The 14,982-nt window shown below is 50.5% G+C and carries 17 protein-coding genes; 10 read left to right on the forward strand and 7 right to left on the reverse strand.

Going from position 1 to position 14,982, the window contains the following annotated elements; all coding sequences use genetic code 11:
- Window positions 1–20: 20 nt before the first annotated feature.
- From KNQ06_RS01795 to KNQ06_RS01825, 7 genes are all read right to left on the reverse strand, one after another.
- Window positions 21–683, reverse strand: coding sequence for a DUF2225 domain-containing protein (locus tag KNQ06_RS01795; RefSeq protein ID WP_215147217.1), 663 nt, complete (start codon window positions 681–683; stop codon window positions 21–23).
- Window positions 684–708: 25 nt separating this feature from the next.
- Window positions 709–1,149 carry a YaaR family protein gene (locus tag KNQ06_RS01800; RefSeq protein WP_058705025.1) on the reverse strand — a complete coding sequence of 147 codons (441 nt, stop codon included), beginning with the start codon at window positions 1,147–1,149 and terminating at the stop codon, window positions 709–711.
- 13 nt (window positions 1,150–1,162) lie between these two features.
- A complete protein-coding gene (locus tag KNQ06_RS01805) occupies window positions 1,163–2,053 on the reverse strand; it encodes a flagellin N-terminal helical domain-containing protein (protein ID WP_215147219.1) in 891 nt (296 codons plus the stop codon).
- Complete coding sequence (locus tag KNQ06_RS01810; RefSeq protein WP_215147221.1) at window positions 2,050–2,442, reverse strand: flagellar export chaperone FliS; 393 nt, start codon at window positions 2,440–2,442, stop codon at window positions 2,050–2,052. The genes KNQ06_RS01805 and KNQ06_RS01810 overlap by 4 nt, the downstream gene beginning before the upstream one ends.
- On the reverse strand, window positions 2,439–2,729 hold the full coding sequence (locus tag KNQ06_RS01815) for an EscU/YscU/HrcU family type III secretion system export apparatus switch protein (RefSeq protein ID WP_029342503.1): 291 nt from the start codon (window positions 2,727–2,729) through the stop codon (window positions 2,439–2,441). The genes KNQ06_RS01810 and KNQ06_RS01815 overlap by 4 nt, the downstream gene beginning before the upstream one ends.
- Window positions 2,730–2,744: 15 nt before the next feature.
- On the reverse strand, window positions 2,745–4,598 hold the full coding sequence (locus tag KNQ06_RS01820) for a hypothetical protein (protein ID WP_215147223.1): 1,854 nt from the start codon (window positions 4,596–4,598) through the stop codon (window positions 2,745–2,747).
- Between the two features lie 108 nt (window positions 4,599–4,706).
- On the reverse strand, window positions 4,707–5,213 hold the full coding sequence (locus tag KNQ06_RS01825) for a competence protein ComK (protein ID WP_029342501.1): 507 nt from the start codon (window positions 5,211–5,213) through the stop codon (window positions 4,707–4,709).
- 251 nt (window positions 5,214–5,464) lie between these two features.
- Here KNQ06_RS01825 and KNQ06_RS01830 point away from each other — a divergent pair, with 251 nt between their 5' ends.
- From KNQ06_RS01830 to ftsX, 10 genes are all read left to right on the forward strand, one after another.
- A complete protein-coding gene (locus KNQ06_RS01830; RefSeq protein WP_023469248.1) occupies window positions 5,465–5,665 on the forward strand; it encodes a cold shock domain-containing protein in 201 nt (66 codons plus the stop codon).
- A gap of 280 nt (window positions 5,666–5,945) precedes the next feature.
- Window positions 5,946–6,509, forward strand: a complete 564-nt coding sequence (hpf, locus tag KNQ06_RS01835) for a ribosome hibernation-promoting factor, HPF/YfiA family (protein WP_023469247.1) — start codon at window positions 5,946–5,948, stop codon at window positions 6,507–6,509.
- A 216-nt stretch (window positions 6,510–6,725) separates the two neighbouring features.
- Complete coding sequence (secA, locus tag KNQ06_RS01840; RefSeq protein ID WP_214723912.1) at window positions 6,726–9,245, forward strand: preprotein translocase subunit SecA; 2,520 nt, start codon at window positions 6,726–6,728, stop codon at window positions 9,243–9,245.
- Between the two features lie 68 nt (window positions 9,246–9,313).
- Window positions 9,314–10,414 (forward strand): peptide chain release factor 2, encoded by a 1,101-nt coding sequence (gene prfB, locus KNQ06_RS01845; protein WP_023469245.1) that lies wholly within the window; start codon window positions 9,314–9,316, stop codon window positions 10,412–10,414.
- 60 nt (window positions 10,415–10,474) lie between these two features.
- Window positions 10,475–11,242 carry a class I SAM-dependent methyltransferase gene (locus tag KNQ06_RS01850; protein WP_215147225.1) on the forward strand — a complete coding sequence of 256 codons (768 nt, stop codon included), beginning with the start codon at window positions 10,475–10,477 and terminating at the stop codon, window positions 11,240–11,242.
- Window positions 11,242–11,745 carry a GNAT family N-acetyltransferase gene (locus tag KNQ06_RS01855; RefSeq protein WP_215147227.1) on the forward strand — a complete coding sequence of 168 codons (504 nt, stop codon included), beginning with the start codon at window positions 11,242–11,244 and terminating at the stop codon, window positions 11,743–11,745. The genes KNQ06_RS01850 and KNQ06_RS01855 overlap by 1 nt, the downstream gene beginning before the upstream one ends.
- 97 nt (window positions 11,746–11,842) lie before the next feature.
- Window positions 11,843–12,712: a YitT family protein gene (locus tag KNQ06_RS01860; RefSeq protein WP_023469242.1), complete on the forward strand. Its 870-nt coding sequence runs from the start codon at window positions 11,843–11,845 to the stop codon at window positions 12,710–12,712.
- 114 nt (window positions 12,713–12,826) lie between these two features.
- Window positions 12,827–13,198: a cytochrome c551 gene (gene cccB, locus KNQ06_RS01865; protein WP_023469241.1), complete on the forward strand. Its 372-nt coding sequence runs from the start codon at window positions 12,827–12,829 to the stop codon at window positions 13,196–13,198.
- Between the two features lie 194 nt (window positions 13,199–13,392).
- A complete protein-coding gene (ftsE, locus tag KNQ06_RS01870) occupies window positions 13,393–14,079 on the forward strand; it encodes a cell division ATP-binding protein FtsE (RefSeq protein ID WP_029342495.1) in 687 nt (228 codons plus the stop codon).
- Window positions 14,069–14,968, forward strand: coding sequence for a permease-like cell division protein FtsX (ftsX, locus tag KNQ06_RS01875; RefSeq protein WP_058704575.1), 900 nt, complete (start codon window positions 14,069–14,071; stop codon window positions 14,966–14,968). The genes ftsE and ftsX overlap by 11 nt, the downstream gene beginning before the upstream one ends.
- Window positions 14,969–14,982 lie beyond the last annotated feature (14 nt).

A 14,982-nucleotide genomic window follows, 5' to 3' on the forward strand; every position in this document is an offset into this window, starting at 1 on the left:
CGTCTGATGACGAACAAGGATCAGTCCTGCTCTTGCACCCATTCCCAGTGGATACGTGCGTCTTTTTTGATTTTGTCGGTCGCCGTCTTACTTTGGAATAAACGGCTGTACCAGAGACGGGCCGTGTCTTTGTCTTTCGTCACAGCGTATAGATCCGCGATCCGAAGCAGGAGGACGTCTTCTGGAATCCCGCTCTCCTTGACGGACGTGTAGTTGTCGTATAGGAGTACATATTTTTCAATCGCTCGACTCGCCCAAAGTTGTTCTTCGTTCTGTTGACCGGTCAAGCGATGCAACCAGGACAGACGAACGCCGAGCATTGCTTGGATCGCTGGCTTCTGCTCCGTCACTTGAGCCGTGTAGAGACAAAGCTTATAAAGCTGAATTGCCTGCTCGATCGTCCGCTCTGTGCCGGCAAACGGTAAGACAGGAAGCGTCGGTAGGATGTGATCTTGTAAGGTCGTCCGAACGTTTGGTGATAACTTTCCGAACGACTCGTGGAAGAAGAACCGACAATGACTACACTGAACCGGTTCGTAAAGATAGACGTTGACGCCTTGATGGCGGATGAAGCCATCAAAGTCGGTCGAGGCAACACGGATATGGCGCGACAGGACACGTTTCGTCTCCGTCGTTTTCAAGCAGTAGGGGCAGGTGCATTTTTTAAGATATAAGTCTGGCATGTAGGGGAACTCCTCTAATTCTAGATTACACGAAGACGTTGACGAGCATGCCTTTGATCTCGCCGACTTGGTCGAGGATATCGAGACGGCGCGACTCACCAGAGATGACCGTATCCGTCAACTGAAGGAGCTTCGCATCGACTTGCTCGACGACTTTATAGATCTTCGTCCGACCACGGCGATTGAAGCCACGCTTCTCTTCGAGTTGTTGCGATTGGTCGAGGGCATCTTTTAGGAAGTCCTTGATTTTTTCTTTATAGCTTTCGAGGTGCTCGATCGTCTGGCTCTCAGCGAGCAGTTGTCCGTGTTCTTCGACGAGGGCGAGCTTTTGTTGCAAGCGCTCGTAACCTTTATGGTCGCGCTTCTCTTGCATCAAGGCAGAGAACGTCGTCGACGCTTCGACTTCACGGGGACCACCTTTTAAGGACTGGAGTCGTTGCGTTTCTTGGATGCGGCGGATATCCATCGGTTCTGCCTCCTTAGTTGAGTAATTGTAAGACGCCTTGCGGCAAGGCGTTCGCTTGAGCGATCATTGCCATCCCCGATTGGTTAAGGATGTTGTACTTCGCATATTCCATCATCTCACGCGCCATATCGGTATCGCGAATCCGTGATTCCGATGCTGTTAAGTTCTCAACACTGACACTGAGGACGGATGACGTCGCTTCGAACCGGTTCTGGATTGCTCCGAGTTGTGCCCGTTGCTGGGAGATCGTATCGATTGCTTTCGTATACCGGCTGATCGTTTCATTCGCGTCCGTTGCCGTCATGACGCTAAGAGCATACTCGGGTGCATCGCCACTCGGGAAATCAAGCGGACGAATCGACGGATTCGTTTGTGTCGTTGAACTGATATCAAGCGCGAGAGCTTGCATGTCGTCAATCGTGATCGAGATCCCTTCGTTGGCGCCCGCATTCGTTTGGATGAACAGCGCACTGTCGGCATCGTTGAATTTCCCGCTCAACAATTCCTTCCCGTTGAACTGCGTCGTTTTTGCGATCCGCGAGACTTCGTTCGTCAGCTGGTTGATCTCTTCTTGGATTGCTGTCCGGTCTTCCGTTGCGAGCGTGCCGTTGCCCGCTTGGACGGCGAGTTCGCGCATCCGTTGCAACAGATTATGCGTTTCACTCAAACCGCCTTCAGCCGTCTGAATCATCGAGACACCATCGAGCACATTCTGTTCCGCTTTATCAAGTGCCTTCAAGCGATTACGCATCTTCTCTGAGATTGCGAGACCAGCGGCATCATCCGCGCCCCGGTTGATCTTCTGACCGCTCGATAGTTTATCCATCGTCGTCTTGACGTTCGTCTGGTTAATGCTGAGGTTGCGATAAGCCTTCAAGGCTTGGACGTTATTCGTGATTCTCATTCGTATTCCATCCCTTCGTATCGTTGATGATGTGAGGCGCGCACAAGTGGTCGATCGACGGTCTGTGCCGCTTGCCAAGTGACGCGTAAGTCTTCTGCCAGTTCGAGCAGTTCGTCTAAGACCTTTGGTGTTTTGTAGACCTGTAACGTCTGCTCGGCAAGATAGTGATAGAGCGCGTCGAGTTGTGCGGTGATGATGCCACCGTCGTCATGCAGTCCCGCCTGCAGTTTGTCGAGTAACTGATAAGCCTTTTGTAAGCGTGCGTTCACCTCATCAAAGCGATTTGCGTCACGTGCGAGAATGGCATGGTCATATTGGAGTACGAGTCCCGTCAACATCACTTCCGTCAGCTGTTGCGGGGTCATCGCGTAGAGTTCTTGTTCTGTCATGTTTGCCGTCCTTTCGCGTTGTCAAGTTCTTCGATCAATAAGAGCAGTTCTGCCATCACGTCGTATAATTGCGGCGGAATCGCCGTCCCGAGGTCGAGATCGAGCAAGTGACCAAGCAGAGACGTATCGTGTTCAATCGCGACGCCGTTTGCCCGTGCTTCTTGGAGGATGCGATCGGCAGCTTGACCGCTTGCCCGAGCGACGACGACCGGTGCTTGACCGGATGCTTCATCGTAGCGGAGGACGGCAGCTGTCTTACGTCCGGTTAAATCGATTTTCTGATACATAACGGTCTCTCCTTTTTAGATACGGTAGTCGTAGCCACGTGGCGTCTCGTCTTGCTTGACGGTCTCCGTCACTTGCTCACGCGTGAATGGACGGAACTGGATCCGGACGTCCTGGTAACCAGTTGCTTGCAAGGCATCCGTCGTCCGCTCGAGGAACGGGGTCGCCAGTTGTTCAAGAACCGGGAAATCATTTTCAATCGTGATCTGCATCTTTCGGTTGACGGTCTCAACGCGGACACCAATCTCACCGAGGCGCGGCGTATTGAGCTGGACATACAACGTATTGTTTTCCCAGTCGATCACTTCGTCCGGGCGTTTATTTTGCAAGTGAACGTGGAGTCCCGCCGTCGCTTCGACGAGTTGGACCGGTAAGGCGAGCAGAATCTGGTTCAACTGTTGCTGGCTGTCCGGTTTATTGACTTGCTGTTGCGCTGCAAGGAATGTCTGCAATTTGGCGGCTTCCGGATTCGCTGCCGGTGTACTCAGTTTCAGTTCCGCCGTCTGGAGCTGGAGCGTCTTTTGGACGGTCTCTTGCAAGAGGCGTGGACTGTTCTGTTGCGGCTCATACGGAACGGCTTTTGTTGCGACTTGCGCTGGTAGCGTTGATGCTTGCGGTGGCAGTCCCTGCATCTCCGGTAAGTAGGTCGGACGAACGTTCGCTGGCGCATAACGGAAGGCTTCGAAGGCGATCCGGACTTCTTGTAAGACGGCTTTAGCTTCCGTACCGCGTCCGAGTAGCGCCAGTTCCGCACCCCGCTCGAGTTTCGATAAGAAATGAATCAGCTGTTTTTCATCTTTCATCGAGGTATGCAGTAAAGCATCTGTTTGCTGGAAGACTTGTTTTAAGCGTTGCGCCGTACTCTCAATGACGGCGACCATCTGGACCGGACGTGTCTCGACGAGCGGTTCGATTTGTCGGAGTTGTGAGACGATCGTTCGCTGTTGGCTCTTGAAATCGTTCGTAATCTCAGCGAGGCGTGGCGTCACTTCACGAACAAGCGTCAAGGCAGAGCGGACCGGTGCCGTTTGCCCTGCTTGAGCTTCCGGTTGACTTGCCCGTGCCGTTAGACCAATCAGTTGCTCGCGGACGCTCGTCTTCGGCTCAAGCGGCGCTTGCGGGAAGTAGGGCGCCAGTTGTTTACGAACGGTTTCGACATCGCCTTGTTCAAGCGAGGCGACGAGTGCTGGGCGCTTCTCTACTGGTAGGTGTTCGATGTATTGTCGGATGTGCAAGGTCGACGCTGTCTCGATCTCGCGTTGCGTCGGTAGCGTCACACGGGCGACGTCAAGCGCGACGGCTTTTTCGAAAGTCGGTTGCTCCTTTAAGGCGTCACGTTCCGGCAGGACGTCCGGATAGTCTTCCGTCGTCGCAAGGAGACTTGCGATCAAGACGTCGGCGTCAACCGGCAGTGCCGTGTCTGGTCGCGATACGAGTTCGAGTGCTAAGTCCTTGTACGTCCCTTGCAATGCCGTCACGAGCTGGGCGACGATTTCCGGTGTCTGCGGCAGTTGACCGCTTGCGAGTAACTTCGCAACGGCTTGCTTTAGTTCAGCCGGCACGCCTTCTAGCAAAGAAGGATCAACATTTGACGGAACGGACAGGACAGGTGGGGTTTCCGCATCCGGTGTCGCGGGTGTCAGTTGTTCGATCAAGTAACCTTCTGCGGTCTGTCCTTTGACCTTGAACTGAAAATCACCTGTCGGGACGTCGCCCGTGAAGGTCATCTCGATCTTATCCCGACCGACCTGAACGAGAGCCGTATGTGGACCGGTCTGCTCGAGGACCGTTCCTTTATAGGTCTTCGTCTCCGAAAGCGGCGTCTGACCAGGGGATTGCGCCGGACGTGCCGGGTTCAATTGGATGTTCATCGAGAAGCCTCCTTGTTTTTTAAAACTGTCATCTCATTATATATCGGCAGAAACCAAAAAGGATTGAGCGAATTCATCGCCCAACCCTGATTTTTTTACGGTCACTGCTTAAGATTTGATTGCATTAAAGCGTTCCTCTAATGTCATCGCGTTCAATTGTTGATAACGAGCCATCAGCTCGCCAGTTGCTTTCATTTGGTTGCGGACGATGTAAGGAGAGGCGTTTACGGGAAGGATCATGCCATTACGAGTCTTGAGCTTCGTCTGTCCGTCTTCCTCGATGACTTCGGACATGTGGCTCCAAGCGTACCACTCGCAATCATCACGTTTCGGTGATTTCGTTGGGAAAAACACGAGGCCAAGTGTCGGTTCAATGACGACTGGGACTTTTCCTTTTACAGATGCGACACGTTTTGCTGTCACGATGCGTTCCTCAATGGAACTGTTGTATTGCCTGCAGGAAAGCTGCAGTAGTTGATACGGCCGAAGCGGTGTCATGATGGTCGAGCCATCCTCGAGTACGATGATGGATTGCTTCATCATGTCGTAGCACGGGAGAATCGCCACCGTCCGTTTCGTGATTCGATACTTTTCGTCATTATGGAATGGTCGCATTCGACTACATCCTCCTTAAGATAGGACAATGGATAAAATAGGTAATTACTAACGATATAATACAATAATACAACTGTAATGACAACGTAATTTTTTAAAATATAGACCAATAAGTAGGGAATATTATTCATTTTTCGGAATGAATTCAAATTAATCAGAATTTTTAATTGTCAATAATTCCTTCTTTTGATAGACTAAGCCGTAGAGAGCTTGCTCTCGAACTCTGGTTTGCGAAGGGAACGTGAATTCGAATGGAACAAGGTAAAGTAAAATGGTTTAATGCTGAAAAGGGTTATGGTTTCATCGAGACGTCTGACGCGAAAGACGTATTCGTACACTTCTCAGCGATTCAAGTCGATGGTTACAAATCGCTTGAAGAAGGCGAAGAAGTGGAATTTGAAATCGTTGAAGGCGATCGTGGTCCACAAGCTGCGAACGTTTCAAAGATCTAATCCAATAGCAGCCGCCACCGTTTTTAGGCTATTCGCCTAAAAGCGGTTTTTTGTTTTGAGTTCGATCAAAACGGGTATATACGTTAACATCAACATGCTTCAATATTATTGTACGCTAAGGACGGAAGGGAACGTTCACGACAATGTCATCGTTTTCATGGTCTTCCTTCACTTATCGTGCTATAATAAAAACGAACCAAAGAATTTCGAATATTCAGAAGGAAACGACTGAAGCATCTCGAATTCATAGGTTCAACCGGTTACTTAAGGAGGAGTTTACATGATCTACAACATTCGCGGTGAAAACTTGGACGTCACAGATGCTCTCAAGGATTACGTCGAGAAAAAGCTTGAAAAGTTAACTCGTTATTTTACAACTCCTACGGAAGCGCAAACGGCTTATGTCAATCTCAAAGTCAACAATGAGAAACAAAAAGTCGAAGTGACGATTCCAATGCCAAACCTCTTGCTCCGTGCAGAGGACATCAATGGCGATATGTATGCAGCGATCGACCTCGTCGTCGATAAGCTCGAACGTCAGATCCGGAAACACAAAACGAAATTGAACCGGAGAGGACGCGCTAAAGAAGGCGGCATCGGAGAGTACTTCAAAACGCTCGAAGGACCGGAAGCGGAAGCGCCAGTCTATGAAGAGGACGAGGCAGAACTCGAACTCGTTCGGACGAAGCGTTTCACACTCAAACCAATGGACACGGAAGAAGCGATTCTTCAGATGGACATGCTCGGACACGCATTCTTCGTCTTCTCAGACGCAGAAACGGGCAACACGAACGTCGTCTACCGTCGTAAAGATGGTCGTTACGGTTTGATTGAACCAGAATAATGAATGCAACAGGGACTCGCTCTTACGGGCGAGTCCCTTTTTGATATGATGGAAAACTATTTTTAAACAAGGTACGTTTGCTCTATGACGAAAGACCGAGACCGCTGCTTGGTCCGCTTGTTGAAATTTGACGTCGTATTCGGTACACTGAATAAAGGAAAAATCTCGGAATTCTGTTCGTTCAAAGAATCGTTCGAAGTAAGGGGACTGTAAGGCATGGCTAATTTTCTAAAAGAATTATTTGCACCAACGAAACGTGTCCTGAAGAAAGCCGAAAAAGCAGCAGACGCTGTGGAATCATTCGAGACACAAATCGGTGCGTTATCGGATCAAGAACTCGAAGGAAAAGTCGTTGAATTTCGTGAGCGTCTCGCTAACGGAGAAGACTTAGATGATATTTTACCGGAAGCTTTCGCCGTCTGTCGCGAAGTTTCGACACGCGTTCTCGGCATGCGCCACTACCGCGTTCAGTTGATCGGTGGATATGTCCTGCACAACGGGGATATCGCCGAAATGAAGACCGGGGAAGGTAAGACACTCGTCGCGACACTCCCTGTTTATTTGAATGCCCTCGCTGGCAACGGCGTTCACGTCGTTACCGTCAACGAATATCTCGCAAAACGTGACCGTGACATCATGGAACCTCTTTATGCGGCCCTTGGTCTATCGGTCGGCTTGAACCTCTCAAGCATGTCGCGTCAGGAAAAACAAGCAGCCTACAGCTGTGACATCACGTACGGAACGAACAACGAGTTCGGTTTCGACTACTTGCGTGACAACATGGTCCTTTATAAAGAAGACCGTGTACAACGACCGCTCCATTACGCTGTCGTCGATGAAGTCGACTCGATCCTCGTCGATGAAGCACGGACACCACTCATCATCTCAGGGTCTGCCGAGAAATCGACAGCGCTCTATTCGCAAGCGGATGCATTCGCGAAAATCATGAAGGCAGATGAAGACTACACGGTCGACATCAAGACGAAGAGTGTTCTGTTGACGGAGCAAGGAATCGACCGGGCTGAGAAATATTTCGGCATCGACAACCTGTTTGGTCTCGAGCACGTCTCACTCAACCATCATTTGAGCCTCGCACTGCGGGCAAACGCCGTCATGCATCGCGACGTCGACTATATGGTTCGTGAAGACGAAGTCATGATCATCGACCAGTTCACAGGTCGTGTCATGGAAGGGCGTCGTTACTCGGAAGGTCTGCACCAAGCAATCGAAGCGAAAGAAGGCGTCGAGATTCAACGCGAATCGATGACGCTTGCGACGATCACGTACCAAAACTTCTTCCGGATGTATACGAAACTTGCCGGGATGACGGGTACAGCGAAGACGGAGGAAGAAGAGTTCCGTAACATCTACAACATGCACGTCGTACCGGTTCCGACGAACAAACCAGTCGTCCGAAACGATATGCCGGACTTGATCTTCAAGACGATGAACGGGAAGTTCGCTGCCGTCGCAGACGAAATCGAACGTGCCCACCGCGAAGGACAGCCTGTCCTCGTCGGTACGGTTGCCGTTGAGACGTCGGAGTTACTCAGCAACATCCTTAAGAAACGTGGCATCCGTCACGAAGTCTTGAACGCGAAGAACCACGCACGTGAAGCGGAAATCATCGAGAACGCCGGTCAAGCGAACTCGGTCACGATCGCGACGAACATGGCCGGTCGTGGTACCGATATCAAGCTCGGTCAAGGTGTATTAGAAAAAGGCGGTCTCTACATCCTCGGAACAGAGCGTCATGAATCACGCCGGATCGATAACCAGCTGCGTGGTCGTGCCGGTCGTCAAGGGGATCCAGGAGCGTCACAGTTCTATCTGTCACTTGAAGATGAATTGATGCGCCGTTTCGGTTCCGATTCGTTGCAATCGATGATGGATCGTCTCGGGATGGATGATTCACAACCAATCGAGAGCCGGATGGTGTCTCGTGCCGTTGAATCGGCTCAAAAACGCGTCGAAGGCAACAACTTCGATGCGCGGAAACAAGTCCTCGGCTACGATAACGTTATGGCGGACCAACGGAAAGTCATGTACGCGGACCGGGCAGCGATTCTCGATGCGGGTTCCGTGTCAGATATCGTCCGTCCGATGATCGAGCAGACGATCGAAGCAGGCGTCCATCAGTACACACCGGTCGAGTTCGTCCCGGAAGAGTGGAGCATCGGTGCGCTTGCGGAATGGGCAAACCAGACGCTTGCAATCGAAGAGAAGGTCACGGAAAGCGACCTCTTCGGAAAAGAACGCGAAGAAATCATCGAGTTGCTCAAAGAGCGGACATTCGCACACTACGAGCACAAACGGTCAGAAGTACCAGCCGAAGCATTTGATGAGTTCGAAAAAGTCATCGTTCTTCGTGCCGTTGACCAACACTGGATGAACCATATCGATCAAATGGATCAACTCCGTGAAGGGATTCACCTCCGGGCATACGGTCAAAACGACCCGCTCCGTGAATACCAATCGGAAGGTTCGATGATGTTTGATGCGATGAACGCTGCGATTGCTGAAGAAGTGACACAATTCGTCCTTCGGGCAGATCTCGATCCAAACCTCAAACGCGAAAAAGTCGTCCAAGACGAAGTCGCCGTTTCGGGTAAGGAAGACAAAGCGGTCAAGAAAAAGCCGGTCCGGAAAAATCCAAACGACCAAATCGGACGCAACGATCCGTGCTGGTGTGGATCCGGTAAGAAATATAAGAACTGTCACGGCCGTCAGGCATAAGTGATGAATCGACTGAAAGAGAGGCAGGAGATTCCTGCCTCTTTTCACGGAAAGAGAAGGTGGAACACATGGAATTAGCAGAAATTCGCAACACCGCCGAGTGGATGGAAAAGAAACTCGACGAATATAAGGCATCACTCGACCTCGAGTCGAAGATTGCCCGGATCGAAGAACTTGAAAACGAGATGACATACCCAGACTTCTGGAACAACCAGGAATCGGCACAAAAAGTCATCGATGAGTCGAACGGCTTAAAAGCGATGGTCGACAAATATAAAGAACTCGAAGCAGGTCACGAGAACGTCGCTTTGACGTACGAATTGATCAAGGAAGAGCCGGATGCGGATCTTCAAGAAGAGCTCGAGTCAGAACTTGGCGATCTCAAGAAGAAGTTCGAAGACTTCGAACTTCAAATCCTCTTGAACGGCGAGTATGACGCAAACAACGCGATCCTTGAGTTACACCCAGGTGCGGGTGGGACCGAGTCGCAAGACTGGGCATCGATGCTGTTGCGGATGTACCAACGTTTCTGCGACAAGCAAGGCTGGAAAGTCGAAACGATGGACTACCAACCGGGTGATGAAGCGGGTGTCAAATCGGTCACGCTCCGTATTCAAGGGCACAATGCCTATGGATACTTAAAAGCCGAAAAAGGGATCCATCGTTTAGTCCGGATCTCACCGTTTGACTCGTCAGGTCGCCGTCATACATCGTTCGTCTCGTGTGACGTCATGCCGGAATTCAACGATGACATCGACATCGAAGTCCGTACGGAAGATTTACGGATCGATACGTACCGTGCCTCTGGTGCCGGTGGTCAGCACATCAATACGACAGACTCGGCTGTCCGGATCACACACGTTCCGACAGGCGTCGTCGTCTCCTGTCAACAAGAACGGTCGCAGATCAAAAACCGTGAAGCGGCAATGAAGATGTTGAAAGCGAAACTCTACCAACGCGAAATCGAAGAGCAACAAAAGAAACTCGACGAGATCCGTGGTGAAAAATCGGATATCGCATGGGGTAGCCAAATCCGTTCGTACGTCTTCCACCCATACAGCATGGTCAAGGATCACCGGACGAACTATGAAGTCGGGAACACGCAAGGGGCAATGGATGGTGACATCATGGGCTTCATCGATGCGTACCTCCGTCTCATGAATATGTAAGATAACCAACCAGTCGGACGATGTTCGACTGGTTTTTTGACCGTCAAAGGGGGAACAGTCATGCAGGAGCAAAGTCGGATCAACAAACAAGCGTGGGAGTACCGGGCGTATGAATTTTGGGAGAAACGCGACGGAACACCGGCGGAATATGCTGCGATCATCAAACAAGATCCAGCGGCATGTTTGAAGAAACATCGTCGTCATTTCGAAGACGTCGCCGGGAAGACGTTCGCGAACATCTGTGGTTCGAACGGACGCAAGGCGGTGCCGTTAGCGTTACTCGGGGCGGACGTCACCGTGTTCGATATTTCGGAGGAGAATGCCAAGTACGCGCTTGAACTGGCGCACCATGCTGAGACATCAATCCACTATGTCGTCGGTGATCTCTATGCGATCGATCTTGAACGATATCGTGATACGTTTGATCTCCTCTACTTAGAAGGTGGGATTTTGCATTATTTTGCTGATCTCGAGCGTTTTCTGCAGATTCTGTTTACGATCTTGCGGCCCGGCGGACAGCTGATCCTTAGCGATTTCCATCCGGTCGGACGCTGGATTGATGCGGATTTGACGTATCGACCGCGTTATTTCGATCAAGCGTTGCAATCAGGCGATTTGGCGTATAAGACGCACTTTACGGACGCGGAACAAACCGATTTTCCGGACGTCTCCGTCCGTTATTTTACGCTGAGCGAGATCTTAAACGGCGTCATCGCGACACGTTTCACATTAGAACGATTCGACGAGCATCGTGGCTGGAACGATGAGAATATCCCGTCCGAGTTCACGCTACTCGCATCGAAACCACTCGAAGGGAGCAATAGCTGATGATTATTCGGAAAGAAGGCTTTAAGGATGCAGCAGGAATCCGGCTTGTCCATGAAGCAGCGTTCGAACAACCGAACGAAGCGAACCTCGTTGATGCGTTACGCGAGGACGAAGCGGCGCAACCGGTCTTTGGTCGCGTCGCCGTGACCGACAAAGGGGAAATCGTCGGTCATGTTCTCTTAAGCCGGATCCATATCGATGACATCCCGTCACTTGCCTTAGCACCAGTCGGCGTCCTGCCGGTCTCGCAACGAAAGGGCATCGGCTCTGAATTGATCCGTCAAGTGATTGAGGATGCGCGGGATGCTGGCGAATCACACATTGTCGTGCTTGGTCACGACAGCTATTATCCACAGTTCGGTTTCGAACGGGCGATCGACTATGATATTCAGCCGCCGTTCCCCGTTCCGCCAGAGGTCTTTCTCGTTCTTGCGCTTGAACGAAATGGATTGCGTGGCGTTAGCGGCATCGTCCGCTACAGTCCGCCCTTTAGTGCGGTATAAAGGGAACACTGTGAGTTGTTCCGCCTCTCTAGTCGTTGTCTGACTTTTCCGCTAAAATGAAACACGAGAATCAATCGATAAGGGGAAATGGAATGTCATGACATCGACGCGTCAGGAAGTCGTGCGCGATTATGCGTATTTGTTAATCGGGTCCTTGTTCGTCGCAAGTGCCTTTAGTTTGTTTTTAGCACCGAATCAACTCGCCTCAGGAGGCGTTAGTGGCTTATCAATCGTCTTGAACGATTTGTTCGGGATCTCGCCAGGCTTGTTCCAGCTCGTCGCGAACGTCGTCTTGCTCGCGATCGGGTGGATGATCCTCGGGATGGGCTTTGGTGTCAAATCACTCGTCGGTTCAATCTTTTTACCGGTCGTCATCCTCGTCTACGAACGGTTCGATGTTCCGGCTGCGACGATGAATCCGATGCTTGCCGCGATCTTCGGCGGTGCCGGTGTCGGGATCGGGCTCGGTCTGATCTTCCGGGGACGGGCGTCGACTGGGGGAATGGATTTGATCGCGCAAATCCTGCATCGCTTCACGAAATTGCCGCTTCATCTCTGTATCGCCTTGCTCGACGGAACGATAGTCATCAGTGCGGCGACGATCTTCTCGCTCGAGATCGGATTGTATGCGCTCGTCGCCTTGTTCATCACGATCAAGATGATCGACGTCGTCCAGCTCGGGATCACGAACGACAAGCTCGCCTATATCATCTCTGATCAGCGGGAAGCGTTAGTGAAGGAAATCTTCGAGACGCTTGATCGTGGGGCGACGGAAATCGAGGCGGCAGGTGCGTTCACACGGACACGGAAACCGATGCTGATGGTCGTAGTCCGTCAAGGGGAAATCACAACGCTTAAAGAAATCGTCAAACACATTGATCCATCGGCATTCCTCGTCGTCAGTGAAGCGCATGAAGTACTGGGACTTGGCTTTACGGACGACAAACGCTACCGGAATGTGCCGTAATTGTTCCGAACTCGTGAAGTTTTTGTGAAATCACGATTAACTCTTCCGGATAACGGTTATACTCTAACTAGGTCAGAAGCGTTTACTTAGATACTTATAGAGGGGGATATCCGGATGAAGCTGAAAAACTTGTTACTCGCGTTAGGGTTAGGAACGACACTTGCGCTCGCAGCATGTGGCGGTAGTGACGACTCAAGCTCTAGCGATTCGTCAAGCACGAAGGAAGAGTCGACGATGAACGATGATTCGTCAAAGACGGAAACAGCTGTTGATGCGGAAAAAATCTTCGCGAACAACTGTGCATCGTGTCACGGGAACAACCTTGAAGGAAATGTCGGACCGAACCTGACGAAGGTCGGCTCGAAGTATTCTTCAGAAGAGATCCAGGAAATCATCAAAAACGGGAAAGGGCAAATGCCTGCTGGAATCCTCAAAGAGGATGAAGAAATCGTTGCCGTTGCTGACTGGCTCGCGGATAAAAAGTAATTATGGGATATGATGGGGTACGAGATGACACACACGACATGTGTTCGTCATTCGTGCCTCTTTTTTGTGGTATAATCGCCTGAAATGACATTTGATTGTAATGTGCGTTCAATTTTGTCCCTGTTATAATGGTGGTCGGTAGGTTTTTGGACCTATCCATTCAGCATCAGTAAATAAGTAAGGATGTGAAGTACGTGATCAAGATGCAACGAATCAGTAAGATTTATCCGAACGGCGTCACGGCACTCCGTGAGGTCGATTTGACGATCAATCAAGGCGAATTCGTCTATATCGTCGGTCCGTCGGGTGCGGGTAAATCAACATTCATGAAAATGATGTACCGCGAAGAGAAACCAACGAGCGGTTCATTTTTATTTAAAGGAATCGAAGTCGGTAAGCTGAAGAACCGTCAAATCCCCGAACTTCGTCGCCAAATCGGCGTCATCTTCCAAGATTTCAAACTACTCCCGTCATTGACGGTTTATGAAAATGTCGCCTTCGCGCTAGAAGTCGTAGGAGAAGACAAATCACAAATCCGGAAGAAAGTTCTCGAGGTCCTCGATCTCGTGAAGCTCAAGCATAAAGAGCGCAACTATCCGGATGAATTATCTGGGGGCGAACAACAACGGATCTCGATCGCGAGAGCCATCGTCAATCGTCCGTCACTCGTCATCGCCGATGAGCCGACTGGGAACCTGGACCCGGATACAGCATGGGAGATCATGGAAGTATTCGAAGAAATTTATCGCCGTGGGACAACGGTCGTAATGGCGACACACAACCGAGACATCGTTAACAAGATGCGTCATCGTGTCTTAGCGATCGACGGAGGAAAAATCGTCCGAGACGAAGAGAAAGGAATGTACGGCTATGAAGTTTAATGGATTCCGTCATTTACGGGAAGGGGCAAAAGGTCTCGTCCGGAACGGCTGGATGACATTCGCTTCTGTCAGTGCTGTTACCGTCACTTTACTTCTCGTAGGAATATTCGCAATGCTCATGTTCAACGTCAACAAGATTTCCGATAACGTCGAAAAAGACGTTGAAATCCAAGTGTTCGTCGAACGAGAAGCAGACCAGTCGAAGATTGATGCAGTGGGTGACTCCCTCAAGCAGATGCCGGGTGTCAACTCTGTTCGTTATAGTTCGAAAGAAGAAGAACTGGACCGCTTCAAGGAGCAACTTGGCGAAGGCTCACAAGCTTATCAGTCGGTTGAAAAGGATAATCCACTTCACGACCGATATATCGTCAAAGCTACCTCACCAAAAGAGACAGAAACACTTGCAAATTCCATCAAAAAAATGGAAAATGTAGATAGTGTCGAATATGGTAAGGACTATGTTAAAAAGATGTTTAACTTCCTTGAAGGAGTTCGGATCGGTGGAATCATCCTGATCGTCGGCTTGACATTCATGGCAATGTTCCTCATTTCGAACACAATCAAAGTCACGATCTTCTCCCGTCGCCGGGAAATCGAGATCATGCGCCTCGTCGGAGCGAAAAACGGATTCATTCGTGCACCGTTCTTCGTCGAAGGATTATTGATGGGCATATTAGGTGCCATCATCCCGATCGTCGTCGTCTACTTCGGTTACGAAGTCTCATACAACGCGATCCAACCGCAACTTGCTACCGTGAATGCGGGAATCTTCTCGCTGATTCCGCCAGGTGAACTGTCGGCACAAGTCGTCTTGATTCTACTCGGACTCGGTGCATTCATCGGTGTATGGGGATCAACGACATCACTCGGTCGTTTCTTGAAGATTTAAGGGATTCACTCAAA

The organism is Exiguobacterium sp. s91 (assembly GCF_018618915.1).
Classification (GTDB): Bacteria; Bacillota; Bacilli; order Exiguobacteriales; family Exiguobacteriaceae; genus Exiguobacterium_A; species Exiguobacterium_A abrahamii.

Excerpts from the sequence above, each read along its gene's own strand:
- KNQ06_RS01795 (WP_215147217.1), bottom strand. The coding sequence starts at position 683 with ATGCCAGACTTATATCTTAAAAAATGCACCTGCCCCTACTGCTTGAAA.
- KNQ06_RS01800 (WP_058705025.1), bottom strand. The coding sequence starts at position 1,149 with ATGGATATCCGCCGCATCCAAGAAACGCAACGACTCCAGTCCTTAAAA.
- KNQ06_RS01805 (WP_215147219.1), bottom strand. The coding sequence starts at position 2,053 with ATGAGAATCACGAATAACGTCCAAGCCTTGAAGGCTTATCGCAACCTC.
- KNQ06_RS01810 (WP_215147221.1), bottom strand. The coding sequence starts at position 2,442 with ATGACAGAACAAGAACTCTACGCGATGACCCCGCAACAGCTGACGGAA.
- KNQ06_RS01815 (WP_029342503.1), bottom strand. The coding sequence starts at position 2,729 with ATGTATCAGAAAATCGATTTAACCGGACGTAAGACAGCTGCCGTCCTC.
- KNQ06_RS01820 (WP_215147223.1), bottom strand. The coding sequence starts at position 4,598 with ATGAACATCCAATTGAACCCGGCACGTCCGGCGCAATCCCCTGGTCAG.
- KNQ06_RS01825 (WP_029342501.1), bottom strand. The coding sequence starts at position 5,213 with ATGCGACCATTCCATAATGACGAAAAGTATCGAATCACGAAACGGACG.
- KNQ06_RS01830 (WP_023469248.1), top strand. The coding sequence starts at position 5,465 with ATGGAACAAGGTAAAGTAAAATGGTTTAATGCTGAAAAGGGTTATGGT.
- hpf (WP_023469247.1), top strand. The coding sequence starts at position 5,946 with ATGATCTACAACATTCGCGGTGAAAACTTGGACGTCACAGATGCTCTC.
- secA (WP_214723912.1), top strand. The coding sequence starts at position 6,726 with ATGGCTAATTTTCTAAAAGAATTATTTGCACCAACGAAACGTGTCCTG.
- prfB (WP_023469245.1), top strand. The coding sequence starts at position 9,314 with ATGGAATTAGCAGAAATTCGCAACACCGCCGAGTGGATGGAAAAGAAA.
- KNQ06_RS01850 (WP_215147225.1), top strand. The coding sequence starts at position 10,475 with ATGCAGGAGCAAAGTCGGATCAACAAACAAGCGTGGGAGTACCGGGCG.
- KNQ06_RS01855 (WP_215147227.1), top strand. The coding sequence starts at position 11,242 with ATGATTATTCGGAAAGAAGGCTTTAAGGATGCAGCAGGAATCCGGCTT.
- KNQ06_RS01860 (WP_023469242.1), top strand. The coding sequence starts at position 11,843 with ATGACATCGACGCGTCAGGAAGTCGTGCGCGATTATGCGTATTTGTTA.
- cccB (WP_023469241.1), top strand. The coding sequence starts at position 12,827 with ATGAAGCTGAAAAACTTGTTACTCGCGTTAGGGTTAGGAACGACACTT.
- ftsX (WP_058704575.1), top strand. The coding sequence starts at position 14,069 with ATGAAGTTTAATGGATTCCGTCATTTACGGGAAGGGGCAAAAGGTCTC.